The sequence below is a fragment of the Micromonospora haikouensis genome (assembly GCF_000876225.1).
GTDB lineage: Bacteria > Actinomycetota > Actinomycetes > Mycobacteriales > Micromonosporaceae > Micromonospora > Micromonospora haikouensis.
Window position 1 is genome coordinate 1,608,851 of record NZ_JXSX01000001.1, and the last position, 13,855, is coordinate 1,622,705.

11 protein-coding genes are annotated in these 13,855 nt (G+C 71.8%); 7 read left to right on the plus strand and 4 right to left on the minus strand.

What is annotated here, in order from left to right; genetic code table 11:
• The first annotated feature begins 1 nt into the window (after nt 1).
• Complete coding sequence (locus tag TK50_RS07215) at nt 2-2,062, plus strand: NACHT domain-containing protein (RefSeq protein ID WP_043962028.1); 2,061 nt, start codon at nt 2-4, stop codon at nt 2,060-2,062.
• A 735-nt stretch (nt 2,063-2,797) separates the two neighbouring features.
• Here TK50_RS07215 and TK50_RS07225 read toward each other — a convergent pair.
• Nucleotides 2,798-4,474, minus strand: a complete 1,677-nt coding sequence (locus TK50_RS07225; protein WP_229403814.1) for a cellulose binding domain-containing protein — start codon at nt 4,472-4,474, stop codon at nt 2,798-2,800.
• A 191-nt stretch (nt 4,475-4,665) separates the two neighbouring features.
• Between TK50_RS07225 and TK50_RS07235 the strand changes: the two genes are divergently transcribed.
• Nucleotides 4,666-6,267 carry a glycoside hydrolase family 44 protein gene (locus TK50_RS07235; protein WP_241773947.1) on the plus strand — a complete coding sequence of 534 codons (1,602 nt, stop codon included), beginning with the start codon at nt 4,666-4,668 and terminating at the stop codon, nt 6,265-6,267.
• A 112-nt stretch (nt 6,268-6,379) separates the two neighbouring features.
• A complete protein-coding gene (locus TK50_RS07240; RefSeq protein ID WP_043962031.1) occupies nt 6,380-7,477 on the plus strand; it encodes a hypothetical protein in 1,098 nt (365 codons plus the stop codon).
• A 13-nt stretch (nt 7,478-7,490) separates the two neighbouring features.
• Here the strand turns inward: TK50_RS07240 and TK50_RS07245 are convergent, their stop codons facing one another.
• Nucleotides 7,491-8,651 carry a sensor histidine kinase gene (locus TK50_RS07245; RefSeq protein WP_043962032.1) on the minus strand — a complete coding sequence of 387 codons (1,161 nt, stop codon included), beginning with the start codon at nt 8,649-8,651 and terminating at the stop codon, nt 7,491-7,493.
• Between the two features lie 38 nt (nt 8,652-8,689).
• Nucleotides 8,690-9,349 carry a response regulator transcription factor gene (locus TK50_RS07250; RefSeq protein ID WP_043962033.1) on the minus strand — a complete coding sequence of 220 codons (660 nt, stop codon included), beginning with the start codon at nt 9,347-9,349 and terminating at the stop codon, nt 8,690-8,692.
• 177 nt (nt 9,350-9,526) lie between these two features.
• On the opposite strand from TK50_RS07250, the gene TK50_RS32045 reads away from it, so the two are divergent.
• Genes TK50_RS32045 through TK50_RS07270 form a run of 4 tightly spaced genes read left to right on the plus strand, consistent with a single transcriptional unit; the run spans nt 9,527 to nt 13,048 of the window.
• Entirely contained in the window at nt 9,527-10,069 is a 543-nt protein-coding gene (locus TK50_RS32045) for a hypothetical protein (protein WP_144420181.1), read from the plus strand.
• A complete protein-coding gene (locus TK50_RS07260; protein WP_043962034.1) occupies nt 10,066-11,151 on the plus strand; it encodes a peptidoglycan-binding domain-containing protein in 1,086 nt (361 codons plus the stop codon). The genes TK50_RS32045 and TK50_RS07260 overlap by 4 nt, the downstream gene beginning before the upstream one ends.
• A complete protein-coding gene (locus TK50_RS07265) occupies nt 11,148-11,840 on the plus strand; it encodes an ABC transporter ATP-binding protein (protein ID WP_043962035.1) in 693 nt (230 codons plus the stop codon). Before TK50_RS07260 ends, TK50_RS07265 begins: the two co-directional genes overlap by 4 nt.
• On the plus strand, nt 11,837-13,048 hold the full coding sequence (locus TK50_RS07270; RefSeq protein ID WP_043962036.1) for an ABC transporter permease: 1,212 nt from the start codon (nt 11,837-11,839) through the stop codon (nt 13,046-13,048). Before TK50_RS07265 ends, TK50_RS07270 begins: the two co-directional genes overlap by 4 nt.
• A 111-nt stretch (nt 13,049-13,159) precedes the next feature.
• Here TK50_RS07270 and TK50_RS07275 read toward each other — a convergent pair whose 3' ends face one another.
• A complete protein-coding gene (locus TK50_RS07275) occupies nt 13,160-13,606 on the minus strand; it encodes a hypothetical protein (RefSeq protein ID WP_043962037.1) in 447 nt (148 codons plus the stop codon).
• Nucleotides 13,607-13,855 lie beyond the last annotated feature (249 nt).

Genomic DNA, 13,855 nt, shown 5'->3' on the forward strand with positions numbered 1-13,855 from the left:
GATGGCGCAGGATCGTCCCCGTACCGACCAGGTGGCACCGTCACCCGAGCCGGGTACCAGCGTCCACCAGGCCAGCTACTCCGGGATCACCACTCACGGGCCGGCTGCCTTCGGTAACCACAACATCGTCAACCAGGTCAGCTACCGGAGCGCCCCGCCCACGCACGCCAACGACGTGCTGGTGTCGAAGGCCCTGGAGGCCCTGGCGAGACAGGTGGAGACCGAGCGACGGCGGGACGAGGAGCGCAGCCAGGTGTTGCGCCGCCCGCTGCCGGTCCGCTGGGCGGTGACCGCCGCCGCCGGTTCGGCGATGGCCGACGTCGACTGGTCGTCGGTCGGGCTCACCGACGACCGGCTCCCGACCGGCGGGTTGGACGACCTCGCCGGTCTTCTGGCCCGGCGGCTGCCGCACCGACGATTGGTGATCCTGGGTACGGCCGGTGCGGGCAAGACCGTGCTGGCCACCCGGCTCGTGCGCGATCTGCTGCGGGACCGCCTGGCCGGCCAGCCGGTCCCGGTGCTGCTGCCCGCCGACACCTGGCACCCGGGCGAGCAGCACCTGCGGGAGTGGATGGCGCAGCGGCTGGCCCAGGATCATCCCCACCTGGGGGGACCGGCCCCGGCCCCGGGCCGCTCGCGCGACCGTCGGACGATGGCCACCCACCTGATCGAGAGTCGGCTGGTGCTGCCGGTCCTCGACGGGTTGGACATGATCGGCGACGGGCTGCTCGGCACAGCGCTCACCGAGCTGAACGGCCTCGGCGCCGAAGAGCCGCTGGTGGTGACCAGCCGCGTCGAGCCGTACCAGGACGCGGTCCGGACCGCCGGCTGCGGGTTGTCCCGGGCCGCGGTGGTGGAGGTGCTGCCACTCACGCTGGCCGAGGCCCGGAACTACCTCGCCCCCGCAGGCGGAACCGGGCGGTGGCATCGGGCCTTCGCCGAGTTGGCGAACGACCCGGACGCCCCGCTCGCCCAGGCCCTGCGGACGCCGCTGATGGCCTGGCTGGCCCACACCATCTACGCGACGACGACACCCACGGCCGCCACCGCCGACCCGGCCGCCACCGTCGCCGATCCGCGGGAACTGGGCGACCGGGCCCGTTTTCCGGACCGGGACGCCATCGCCGACCATCTCATCGACGGTCTGCTGCCGGCGGTCTATCCGGCCGAGCCGACCCCGACGAGCCGCCGGGACTCCGACGAACGGTGGCACCGTCAGGATGTGGAACGGGCGCTGTCCTTCCTGGCCCGGCACCTGCGCCGGACCGACACGCACGAGATCGCCTGGTGGCGACTCGACCGGGCCGTCCGGCACCAGCGAACCCTCTGGACCCCGCTGCTCATCGCGCTCTACGGACTGTTCGTCGGGCTCGGGCACAGCCTCACCGCCGGCCTGGCGATGGGGACGGCCCTGGGCCTGATCGGGGCGAGCCGGCGGGCCCGCACGCGGCTGGGCTGGGTCGCCAGCGAGACCCCGTTCCGCACGAAGATGAGCTTCCGCCGGCTCGGGGCCACCCTCTGGTACGCCCTCGTCTCCACCACGACGCTGGCCGTGCCGCTGCTGGCGGGGCTGGTCCTGCTGGCCGTGCCGGGGGCCGGCCCGCTGGTCATCACGGCGGGCGTGCTCCTGCTGCTGACGGCAGCCGCCCTATTCGTCCGGCTGAACTGGCGGCGCAGAGAACGCGACCTGACCCGGGAGCTCGTGGTGCCTGCCGATCCGTCCCGCGTCGTCAGTCCGACCTCGACGTTGCGCGGCGACCTCGCGGCGGGACTGATGGTCGTACCGCCGACGATCCTGCTCGGCGTACCGCCGGCGATCCTGTTCGGCACCGTCCGCCCGATAATGGTCGCGACCGCGTTCATCGTCGGCTGGATCGGCGCTGGTGCCTGGGCCAGGTACACGGTCGCCCGGGTCGTCCTCGCGGCCCGGGGGCACCTGCCGTGGCGGACCATGGCCTTCCTCGACGACGCGGTCGACCGGGGCGTGCTGCGGCGGGTCGGTGCCGCGTACCAGTTCCGGCACCCCCGGCTCCGCGACCGGCTGGCCGAGCATCCCCGGTGACCGCTCAGCCCGGTGCGCCCGGCGCCTCGTCGGGGTAGCCGGTGGTGACCGTAACGCCGGGAGGACGCGGGCTGTCATGGTGTGTCGGCGTGGTGGCTGCACGGTGACGCGCCCGACGCCATGCCAGCCCCACCGGCGGTCGGTGTCCGCCGCCGCCCAGAGCGCCGCCACCAGGGCGAGCGACGCCGAGGCCAGCAGCAGGGTCAGCAGCGTCCGGGGCGAGCCGGACGTGCCCAGGGCGACACCCGCGACGGAGGAGATCAGCGCGCCGCCTCCGATGGCCGTCGCGGCGGACAGGCCCGTCGCGGTTCCGGCGCGGCTCGGGTGGTCGGACATCACCCCCAGGTTCACGACGGGGGTGGTCAGGCCGTTTCCGATTCCCACGAAGACGCAGACGGCGAAGACCGCGACGGGGTGGAGGTCGCGCAGCGTCGCGAAGAGGAGGCCGGCCGACAGGCCCACGAAGGTCAGCACGCGCGCCGCGACGAGGATGTGGCTCCTGAAGAAACGGGCGGCGAGGGTCCCCGTCAGGTAGCTGCCCAGCACGAAGCCACCGGGCACCGCGCGGCCACTCGCGCGCGGCGAGGTCAGCGATGTCCTTTCGGTAGTGGAGTCCACGGAACCGGATCCCGTCCACGTTCTCTCGAAGGCGCGATCCCGCGCCTCGCCCGGGCACCTGCGGCGTGCGAGGAGACCGGCTCGCCGGTCCCCGTCGACCGACGATATCCGGCGTCGTCAGGACCGGCAGGGTGTGCCGTTGAGGGAGAAGCCCGTGGGGACCGCGTTGCTGCCGCTCCACGAACCCTGGAAGCCGAACGAGACGCTCGCGCCGGCCGCGAGCGTGCCGTTCCAACTGGCGTTGCGGATCGTGACGGCGGAGCCGGACTGGGTGTAGGTGGCGCTCCAGAGCGTGGTGATCCGCTGGTCACCCGGGAACGTGAAGGCCAGGCTCCAGCCGTCGACGGCGGCCGTGGCGGTGTTCTTGATCGTGACGTCGGCGACGAATCCGCCGGGCCATTCCGACTGCTTCTGGTAGGTCACGGCGCAGGTGGGGTCGGCTGGTGGAGTGGTCGGGTTGACCCGGACCTCGTTGGTCGCGATCGACACGTTGCCCGCCGCGTCCCGGGCCCGTACGTAGTAGCGGTTGGGCACGGACGGCGCGATCGACAGCTGATAGCTGGTGCCCGGCACGGTGGCCACCAGCGTCGAGTTGAAGACCCCGTCCCAGCGGTAGACGTTGTAGCCGGTCACCCCGACGTTGTCGGTCGAGGGTGTCCAGTTCAGCTTGGCGGACGTGGTGGTCACGTCGGTGACGGTCAGCGTCCCCGGGGCGCTCGGCGGCACGGTGTCGGGGCCGGTGTCGGTCGCCGGGGTGACGATGGTGAGCGAGTTCGACGACGGCGAACTGTGCCCGCCCGAGTCGCTGGCGTTCACGACGACGAGATACTGCGTGGCCGGCTTGAGGGTGATCGTGGCTGTGGTGACGTTGCCGACCCGGACGGTTTCCCCCAGGTCGTAGAACGCCTGGAAGTATCCGATCGTGTACCCGGTGACGTCGCAGCAGCCGGGCTCGGCCGCCGTCCAGGTCAGGGTGGCCGACGTCGACGTGATCCGGCTGACCGCCAGGTCCCTCGGCGCGGTCGGCGGGAGGTCGGCCGGGGGCGTCGAGCTGGTCGCGTCGACCGTGTTGGACGCGGCCGACAGGTTTCCTGCGGCGTCCCTGGCGCGTACGTAGAACTGGATGTGCGGGCCGGGTCCCGTCGTGGCCGAGGGCGGCAGCTGGTAGGTCGTCGACGTGGCGGTGCCGAGCAGCGTGGAGGTGTACCAGCCGTCGAACTTGTAGACGTGGTAGCCGGTCACGCCGACGTTGTCCGGCGCGGCCGTCCAGTACAGCGTGCCGTTGCGGTTGGTCAGGTTCGTCGGCGAGCCCGGTGGCACGGTGTCCGGGCCGCTGTCGGTGGCCGGAGCCACCACGATGATCTGGTTCGACCAGGGGGAGGTGTGTCCCGTCGAATCCCTGGCCGCCACCCTGATGTTGTACTGGTGGGTCGGCGAGATGTTGAGCGTGGCCGTGGTGACGTTTCCGACCATCGTGGTCGGGATGACGTCGCTGAACGGCTCGGGATACATGATGGTGTAGTTGGTGATGGCGCAGCAGCCGGGAACGGATGCGGTCCAGCTCAGGGTGACGGACGTCGAGGTCACCTGGGTGGCCGTGAGCAGCGCGGGCGGGGCTGGTGGCGCCGGTGTGCTGGCCGGGGTCGGTGGCGGGACGCTGCTGGCCAGCGTCGACACGGTGCCGGCGCCGGCCGCGGGTGTGGTGGCCAGGCCTACGCCCAGCACCGCGACCGGCAGGGCGGCGGCGGCCACGAAGGCGGGCCACAGGCGGCGGAACAGAGAGCCCCCGTACACAGGCTGCTCCTCTCTCGTGGGTGGTGGCGCGAGACGTCCGTCGATTATTTCAATCAGCGGGAATCGATGGCCATCGTATAGATGGACGATAATGTGTATGTGGGTTCGGTCCGTCCCGGGCCGACCGGCGACGGGAGCCTCTGATGGGTGCACGACGACGGCGCAGGCCGCGTCCCGCCACGGCGATCGGTGTGGCCGGATCTCTCGTGGCGGGGCTGCTGACCACCCAGGCCGTCGCCGGCCCGGCGGCGGCTGCCGAGGGGGTCACCCTGGCCGTGGACGTGTCCGCTGCCCGGCACCCGATCAGCCCCGACATCTACGGCATGAACGGCGGTGACCCCGCGCTCGTCGCCGAACTCGGCACGCCGGTGGCCCGCTGGGGCGGCAACGCGAGCAGCCGCTACAACTTCAAGAACCACACCTACAACACGGGCAGTGACTGGTACTTCGAGAACATCGTGGCCGGGCCCGACAACACGGTCGAGGCGTTCGTCCAGCGGAACCGCGACCAGGGGACCAGGCAGGTGGTCGCCGTGCCGTTGATCGGATGGGTGGCGAAGGACTCGCCCTCGTCGCATCCGTTCGCCTGCGGCTTCCCGGCCACCCGCTTCCCGGAGCAGGACTCGTTCGACCAGTGGGACCCCAACTGTGGCAACGGCCGGCACGCCGACACGAACCTGACCGGGGCGGTCCCCACGGACACGTCGATCCCGGCCGGCGCGTCGTTCGCGGGCGAGATGGTGTCCCATCTCGTCGACCGGTTCGGCCCGGCGGCGCGCGGCGGCGTGTCGATCTACGAACTCGACAACGAGCCGGTGTTGTGGAGCTCCACCCACCGCGACGTCCACCCCGAGCCGGTGAGCTACGACGAGTTGGGCGGCAAGGGCACGGCGACCGCCGCGGCCATCAAGGCCGCCGACCCGCGTGCGAAGGTGCTCGGGCCGTCCGGCTGGGGCTACTGCGAATGGGTGGCGTCCGGCGTGGACGGCTGCGCGCCGGGTGCGGACGCGGCGGCGCACGGTGGGCTGAACCTCTCCCAGTGGTACCTGAAGAACATGAAGGACTTCGGCGACGCCCACGGCGGGAAGCGCTTCCTCGACTACTTCGACCAGCACTACTACCCGCAGATCAGCGGCGGCAGGGACCCGGAGGCCAACGCGCTGCGGCTGCGGTCCACCCGGTCGCTGTGGGATCCGACGTACGTGGACGAGTCGTGGATCGGCCCCGGCGGGGTGAACGCCCCGCCGTTGCAGTTCATCCGCCAGATGAAGGCGTGGGTCGCGCAGTACTACCCCGGCACGAAGGTCGCCATCACCGAATACAACTGGGGTGCGCTGGACGACATCAACGGCGCGCTCGCGCAGGCCGACGTGCTCGGCATCTTCGGGCGCGAGGGTCTGGACCTGGCCACCATCTGGGGCGAACCGAAGCCGACCGACCCCGGTGCGTACGCCTTCCGGATGTACCGGAACTACGACGGGGCCGGCAGCAGGTTCGGCGACGTGAGCGTGTCGGCGGTCAGCAGCGACCAGGGGCAGCTCGCGGTCTACGCCGCGCAACGCTCGTGCGACAGGGCGCTCACCGTCATGGTTGTCAACAAGACCGGCGGCGACCTGACGTCCCGGTTGGCGCTCGCCGGGTTCCGCGGCGGGGACACGGCGCAGCGGTTCACCTACGGCCCGGCCGACCTCACCTCGATCGTCCGGGGTGAGGACCTCCGGGTGACCCGTGGCGGCGTCAGCGCGACCTACCCGGCGAACTCCGTGACGCTGCTCGTCCTGCCGCAGCGCTGACGCTGGGCGCGGGCTCTCGCGACGACACCTGTTCGCCACCTTCGTATGTCACCCTGGGCGCCCACGAGCCGGGCCGGCACCGGCCACCCCCGATCCGCCCACGGGAGGCAGCATGGCCAGACGCGTCTTCCTGCACATCGGCGCCCCGAAGACGGGCAGCACCTTCGTGCAGCACGTGCTCTGGCGCAACAGGCGGGCCCTGAAGCGGGCCGGCATCCTGCTGCCGGCCAGCGCCCGGGCGCAGGACGCGGCCATGACCGACCTGCGCCAGGTGCCCTGGCGCGACGCCGACCTGCGCTGGACCTGGGACCGGCTGGCCGCGAAGGCCCGCGACTGGCCCGGCGACGTGATCATCAGCAACGAAGGGCTGGGCGGGGCGAGCAGCGCGCAGGCGGCGCGGGCCGTGGAGAGCCTGCGGCCCGCCGAGGTGCACGTCGTGGTGGCGGGACGTGACCTGTGGCGTACCCTCCCGTCGACCTGGCAGCAGAGCATCCGGGCCCGTAGCGGCTGGCGCTTCGGCGCCTTCCTCGGCGCGGTGGAACGCGGCGAGTTCGAGACGTTCTGGGAGAACTACACCGCGAACCGGATGCTCCGTCGCTGGGGCGACCTGGTGCCCGCCGAGCGGCGCCACCTGGTGACCGTCCCGCCTCCCGGGGCCCCGTACGACACCCTGTGGCACCGGTTCGCGGGCATCATGGGCATCCCCGACGACCTGTGCGAACTGGAGGCACCCACCTCGAACCCCTCGTTGGGTGCGGCCGAGGCCGAGGTGCTGCGCCGGGTCAACCTCGCGCTGGGCGACCGCTACCCGCTCCGCAGGCCGTACCAGGAGGTCGTGCAGCGCCACCTGGTCGACTCCGTGCTGCGCCAGCGCGAGGACGGGCTGAAGTTCGGTGTCGGCCTGGACCGGGCCGGATGGGTGGTCGACCTGGCGGAGCAGCAGATCAAGGAGCTGCGGGACTATCCGTGCCGGGTCGTGGGAGACCTGGCGGAGCTCCGGCCGACCAGCATGAAGAACAGCCGCAGCCCCGACGAGCTCGACGACGGGCAGGTCCTGGCCACGGCGATCGAGACGATCGTCGCCATGCTGGAGCAGGCCGAGGCGCTCAGCACGCGCGCGGACCGCCGGTACGAGGAGATCCTGGCGCGGGTCAGGACCCGGGTCGACGGCGGCGTACGCCGCAGGCTCCGTCGTGCCGGCCGGCGGTAACGGATCGGCCGGCTCAGCTGCGCGCCGACCTGTCCGGGTGGGCCCTGTCCGACGCGGTCGACGCGCCGACGTACCGTTTGGTCCGTGGCTGGGTCGGAGCGGATCCCGGCACGTCGAACAGGACGACGAGTCCACCCGCGGGCCGCGGCTGGGCCCGCACGGAACCGCGGTGGGCCCGCGCGATCGAGGCGACGATCGACAGCCCCAGCCCCACCCCGTGATCCGCGCTGTCCCGGCCCCGGCGTAGCTGCCGGAACGGTTCGAACAGCGCCGCGGACTGGTCGACCGGTACGACCGGCCCGGTGTTGTCGACCCTGAGCACGGGGCCGGGGGAACCGACCCGTACCCAGACCTGCCCTCCCGGGTGGTTGTACTTGATCGCGTTGTCCACCAGGTTGATCACCAGGCGCTCCAGCAGCACCCGGTCGCCGTTGACGACCTGCGGGGTCAGGTCGGCGTGGATGCGCAGGCCGTTCTGGCTGGCGCGGGTGCGTTGCGCGTCGATCACCCCGGCAGCCACCTCGTCGAGCCGCACGGGAGTGCGGTGGTCCAGCCCGCGGTCGCTGCGCGCCAGCACCAGCAACCCCTCGATGAGGGACTCGATCCGGATGTTCATCGCGAGCAGGCGTGAGCACAGGCCCCGCATGTCCGGGTCGGTGCTCCTGCGGGCCAACGCCACCTCGACCAGGGTGCGCTGCGCGGCCAGTGGGGTGCGTAGCTCGTGCGAGGCGTTGGCGACGAACCGCCGCTGGCTGTCGAACGAGGCGGACAGCCGGTCGAGCATCTCGTCGAAGGTGTCGGCGAGGTCGGTCAGCTCGTCGCGGTGTCCCCGCATCCGGATGCGCTCGTGCAGGTTCTCCGCGCTGAACTGGCGCGCCGCCTCGGCCATCACCCGCACCGGCCGCAGCATGCGGCTGGCGACGATCCAGCCCACCAGCAGGGCGAGCAGCAGGGTGATGGCGAGCGTCACGCCGGACTGCACCAGCAGCGTGTTGAGGACGTCGATCCGGTATTCGGTCGCTGTCTCGACGTTGAGCGGTCGCACCAACGACGTCGGGTTCGGGCCTGCGGTGTCGATCCGTCCGGTGACGACCGGAGGCAGCGCCGCCCGGAACAGGACGTAGTTGATCGTCAGTAGGACGACGGCGCTGAGGAGGAAGATCCCCCCGCACATGAGGACCAGGTGGCCTTTGACCGACAGGCGACGCAGGACTAGCCGCCCAATCGGTAACCCACTCCGGACAACGTCTCGATCACCGCCGGGCTGCCCAGCTTCTTGCGCAAGGTCATCATTGTCACTCGAACCGCGTTCGTGAACGGATCGATGTGTTCGTCCCATGCCTTCTCCAACAGTTCCTCGGCGCTGACCGCGGTGCCTTCGGCCCGCATCAGGACTTCCAGTACGGCAAATTCCTTTCGGGACAGCGGGATGAATCGTCCGTCCCGGAGCACCTGGTGCCGGGGGACGTCGAGCTCGATGCCGGCGCGGCGCAGCACCGGCGGCAGCGCCGGCCTGGCACGCCGGCCGAGGGCCTGGACCCGGGCGACGAGTTCGGCGAGGGCGAACGGCTTGGTCAGGTAGTCGTCGGCGCCGATGTTGAGCCCGTACACCCGTTCGTCCAGGCCGATCGAGGCGGTCAGCATGATCACTCTGGCCTCGCCACCGGCCGAGACGATCGCCCGACAGACGTCGTCGCCGTGCACCACAGGAAGGTCGCGATCGAGGACGACGACGTCGTAGCGGTTGATGCTGATCAGCTCCAGCGCGGTCGCGCCGTCCGCGCACAGGTCCACCGCCATGGCCTGCTGGCGTAGTCCCTCGGCCGTCGCCTCAGCCAGTACCGCCTCGTCCTCCACGATCAGCACGCGCATTGAGATCCCTTCTCGTAGAAACTCGCTCCAGTGTGCACCGCTCGATTCTAAGTTCGAGATAAGAAGTGCCGCTTACGCCGCCGATATCAGCTCGCTGGTACACCTGTTGGCAACAATGACATCTTCCTGAGCTGGAGATGATCCTGATCGGGAGAGGACCCGGAAAAGAGGAACGCCATGAGTCGTGAGTGGTTGACGCCCATTCTGCTGGTGACGCTGCTGGCCACCGGCTGTTCCGCCAAGGTCGGCGGTAGGGAGGTCGCGTCGGTGTCCGGTGTCTCCCAGGCGCCGCAGGAGGCGAACCAGGACGAGTTCCGGCGGTGCATGAGGGATCAGGGAGTCGATCTCGACGCGAACGGCGACAGCAGCGAGTTGGGCGGCGGCTCGGGGCACGACTCGGGCAAGGTCGACTCCACCAAACCCCCCGGCCAGCAGCAGCGGGAACTCGCCGCGCTGGAGCAGTGCCGCCAGCACCTGCCCAACGGCGGCAATCCGAAGCCGCTCAGCGAGGAGGAGTTGGAGCAGGCCCGGGCGCTGGCCAGGTGCATGCGCGCCGACGGGTTCGACTATCCGGACCCCGATCCGCACTCCGGTGGCGGCTCCGGATCGCTGGCCATCCCGCCGGGCATCGACATCGACAATCCGACCGTCCTGGCCAAGCTGCGTGAGTGCCGGCAGGAGGCGGGCTATCTGCCGGCCACGCCGGGTGCCGGATCGTGAGCGCGGCGACCGCCGACCGCAGCGGCGGGCCGGTGCGGATCCGGCGCGAGCGGCGACGCCGCTGGCTGCTGGGGGGTGTCGTGGCCATGGCCGTGCTCACCACCGGCGGCGCCACGGCGTACAGCCGGCTGCAGCACGTCTCCGCCGAGCCGGCGCGGAAGGCCACGCCCCGGCGTACCGCGACGGTCGTCCGGACCGACCTGGTCGAGCGGATCGTGGTCGACGGCACCGTCGGGTACGGGCGGAGCAGCCCGGTGACCGGCCGCCGGGCCGGCACGATCACCTGGCTGCCCAGCCCCGGCGCGCTGGTCGGGCGGGGGGAACGGCTCTACTCGGTGGACGCCGACCCGGTCCCGCTGCTGGTCGGGGACACGCCGATGTACCGGGACATCGGCGACGGGGTGTCCTCCGGGCCCGACGTCCTGGTCCTGGAGCGCAACCTCGACGCGCTCGGCTACGACGTCGGCACGGTGGACGGCACGTTCCGGTCGGGCACCCGGCGGGCGCTCGGCAGGTGGCAGCGGAAGCTCGGCCTGCCGGAGACCGGGAGACTCGCCCTCGGCGACGTCGTGGTGCTCCCCGCCGAGGTGCGGGTCGACAGGGTGACCGGGCAGCTCGGTGGCTCGGCCCAGGGTGAGGTGCTCGACGTGACCGGTGTCGGGCGGCTGGTCACGGCGGGGCTGGCGGGGGCGCAGCGCCGGTTCGCGCGCCCCGACGCGGAGGTCCGCCTCGACCTGGCCGACGGACGGTCCACGACCGGCACGGTCAGGTCGGTCGCCGCCGGCGCCGACGAGGAGGACCGCTCCGCGCTCACGGTGACGATCGACTTCACCGACTCCGCGCTGGCCACCAAGGTGGACGCCGGTCCGGTCACCGTCCGGTTCGACGGCGCGAGGCGGGCGGCTGCGCTCGCCCTGCCGATCGAGGCCCTCGTGGCGTTGCGCGAGGGGGGCTACGGGATCGAGGCGGCCGAGGGCGAGCAGCGTTACCACGCGGTCGAGCTGGGCCTGTTCGCCGACGGCATGGTCGAGGTCTCCGGCGACGGGGTCGCCGAGGGACTGACGGTGGTGGTCGCGGGATGACCGCCGTGCTGGAGTTGGAGAACGCCTCCAGGACCTATCCGGGCGGCGTCCACGCGCTGCGGGCGGCGAACCTCCGTGTGCACGCGGGCGAGATGATCGCCGTCGTCGGGCCGTCCGGTTCCGGCAAGTCGACCATGTTGCACCTGATGGGCACCCTCGACCGGGCCACGGCCGGGACGGTGTCGGTCAACGGCCACCGGGTCGACCGGCTGACCGACCGTCGGCTCTCCGCGTTGCGGGCCTCGTGGATCGGGTTCGTCTTCCAGTCGTTCCACCTGACCGACGGGTTGAGCGCCCGGGAGAATCTGGTCACGGCGCAGCTCTACCGGGGCGTCCCCGCCCGGCTGCGGCGCGCCCGCGCGGACGAGGCCCTCGCCCGGGTCGGGCTCGCGCACCGGGCCGACCACCTGCCGACCGAGCTGTCCGGCGGGGAACGGCAACGGGTCGCGATCGCCCGGGCAGTGGTGAACCGTCCCAGCATCGTGCTGGCCGACGAGCCCACCGGCAACCTCGACTCCCGGGTGGGCGCGGAGGTGCTCGGCCTGCTCCGGGAGCTCAACGCCGAAGGCACCACGATCGTGGTGATCACGCACGATCTCGGCATCGCCGGCCGGTTCCCCCGCCGGGTCGAGATGCTCGACGGGCAGATCCGCGCCGACGTGACCCGGCCGGGCACGGTGACCGGATGACCGTACGACTCCCACCGCCCGCCCGGCTGTCGGTGCCCGACCTGCTCGGGCTCGCCACCGTCGGCATCCGGGCCCGCCCGGCGCGCACGGTGCTGGCGGCCCTCGGGATCGCCATCGGCATCGCCGCCCTGATCGCGGTGCTCGGGATCCCGGCGTCCAACCAGGCGGCGGTACGGGCGGGCCTGGCCGCGCTCGGGCCGAACCTGCTCACCGTCACGCCCGGCCAGAACCTGGTCACCGGGGAACGGGCGCAGCTTCCCGCGGAGTCGGTGCCGATGATCCAACGCATCGAACCGGTGCAGTCGGCCTCCGCCATCGGCTACACCGCGGCCAGGGTGCGGCGGACCAACCTGGTGCCGGAGGGCGAGACCAACGGCCTCGCGGTCGCCGCCGCCCGACTCGACCTGCCGGCCGTGCTGAGGTCGACGATGCGCGCCGGGGTGTTCCTCGACCGGGTCACCGAGCAGTACCCGGCCGTGGTGCTGGGCGCGCGGGCCAGCGAGCTGCTGGGCATCGAGCCGCACCCGGGGGAACCGGCCCCGCCGGTCTGGATCAACGACCGCTGGTACGTGACCGTCGGGGTGCTCGACCGGCTCCCGCTCGCTCCGGAGATCGACAACTCGGTCCTGGTCGGCTGGCCGGCGGCGCAGCGCTACCTCGGCTTCGACGGGCGTCCCCAGGCGATCTTCGTCCGGGTGGACGACGAGGCTGTCGACGACGTGCGGGCGGTCCTCGGGCGTACGGCGAACCCGCAGCGGCCCGAGGAGGTGCTCGTCTCCCGCCCGTCCGACGCGCTGGCCGCGCAACGGCTGGTCGAGCAGGCGTACTCCTCGTTGTTCCTGGGGCTCGGCGCGGTCGCCCTGCTGGTCGGCGGGATCGGGGTGGCCAACACGATGATCATTTCGGTGCTCGAACGCCGCCGGGAGATCGGGCTGCGCCGGGCGCTCGGTGCCAGCCGCGGGCACGTCGCCAGTCAGTTCCTGGCCGAATCCGTGCTGCTCACCGGCATCGGCGGCGCGCTGGGGATCCTGCTCGGCGCGGCGGTCACCGCCGGCTACGCCGTCGTCGAGCGGTGGCCGGCCGTCCTGCCGCCGACGGCCCTGCTCGGTGGGCTCGCGGTGGCGGTCGGCACCGGCGTGCTGGCGGGTGTCTACCCGGCGGTCCGGGCCGCCCGGCTCGCGCCGACCGAGGCGCTGAGCACGAACTGACCGCCGGCCCCGGCCGCTGGGCGGTGGCGGGCCGGCTCGACGCGGGTACGGGTGCGGCCCCCCGGGGAGAACCGGGGGGCCGCGCCTGCTGTCGGTCGAGCGGGTTCGGGATCAGCCGATGGTCTGGAACCGGAACGCGGTCGCCGGCCCGTACGCGCCGCAGTCGACGCGGCTCACCCAGGAGCCGACCCCGACGTAGGGGCCGTCGACCCAGCCCCAGGCCGAGCAGTACACGCCGAAGCTGACCGCTCCCGAGTACACGGTGTAGTAGGCCTCGACGTAGTTGGGCGGGTAGTAGTACACGTTGTAGCTGTAGGACGCCGCCGGCCCGAACACCGAGTCCTTGCCGAGCACCTTGGCCCCGGACGGCACGGCGGTCGGCGCGGCGGCCGAACCGACCGCGGCCTCGGTGCTGGTGGTGGGCGCCGTCTTGGGACCGGCCTGGGCGGGCGCGGCCACCGCGGTGGCCGCGAAGATCATCGCTACCGCCAGCGTCAGCTGGAGCAGAAGAGTGCGGATGCTCTGGCCGTCGCGCCGGAGCTTGGTCGGAACGTTCATCCTGGGACCTCCATGGAGCCCTCGTGGGGGACGGACACCGACAAGCATCGGCAGCAACCGGCGAGGCTCAAATAAATGGAAGCGATCCTTTCCACGACATGGGGCAAGGTGAATGTGTAGGCGATTCTCTGCTCAGCCGATCATCCTCCGGGGATGGTCCGAAGGGTTGGTCTGCTTCTCCTTTCAACCCATCGACCGACAACTGTTCGGTGGGTGGCTGGTGGTGTATCCAATTCGACGAGCGGATTC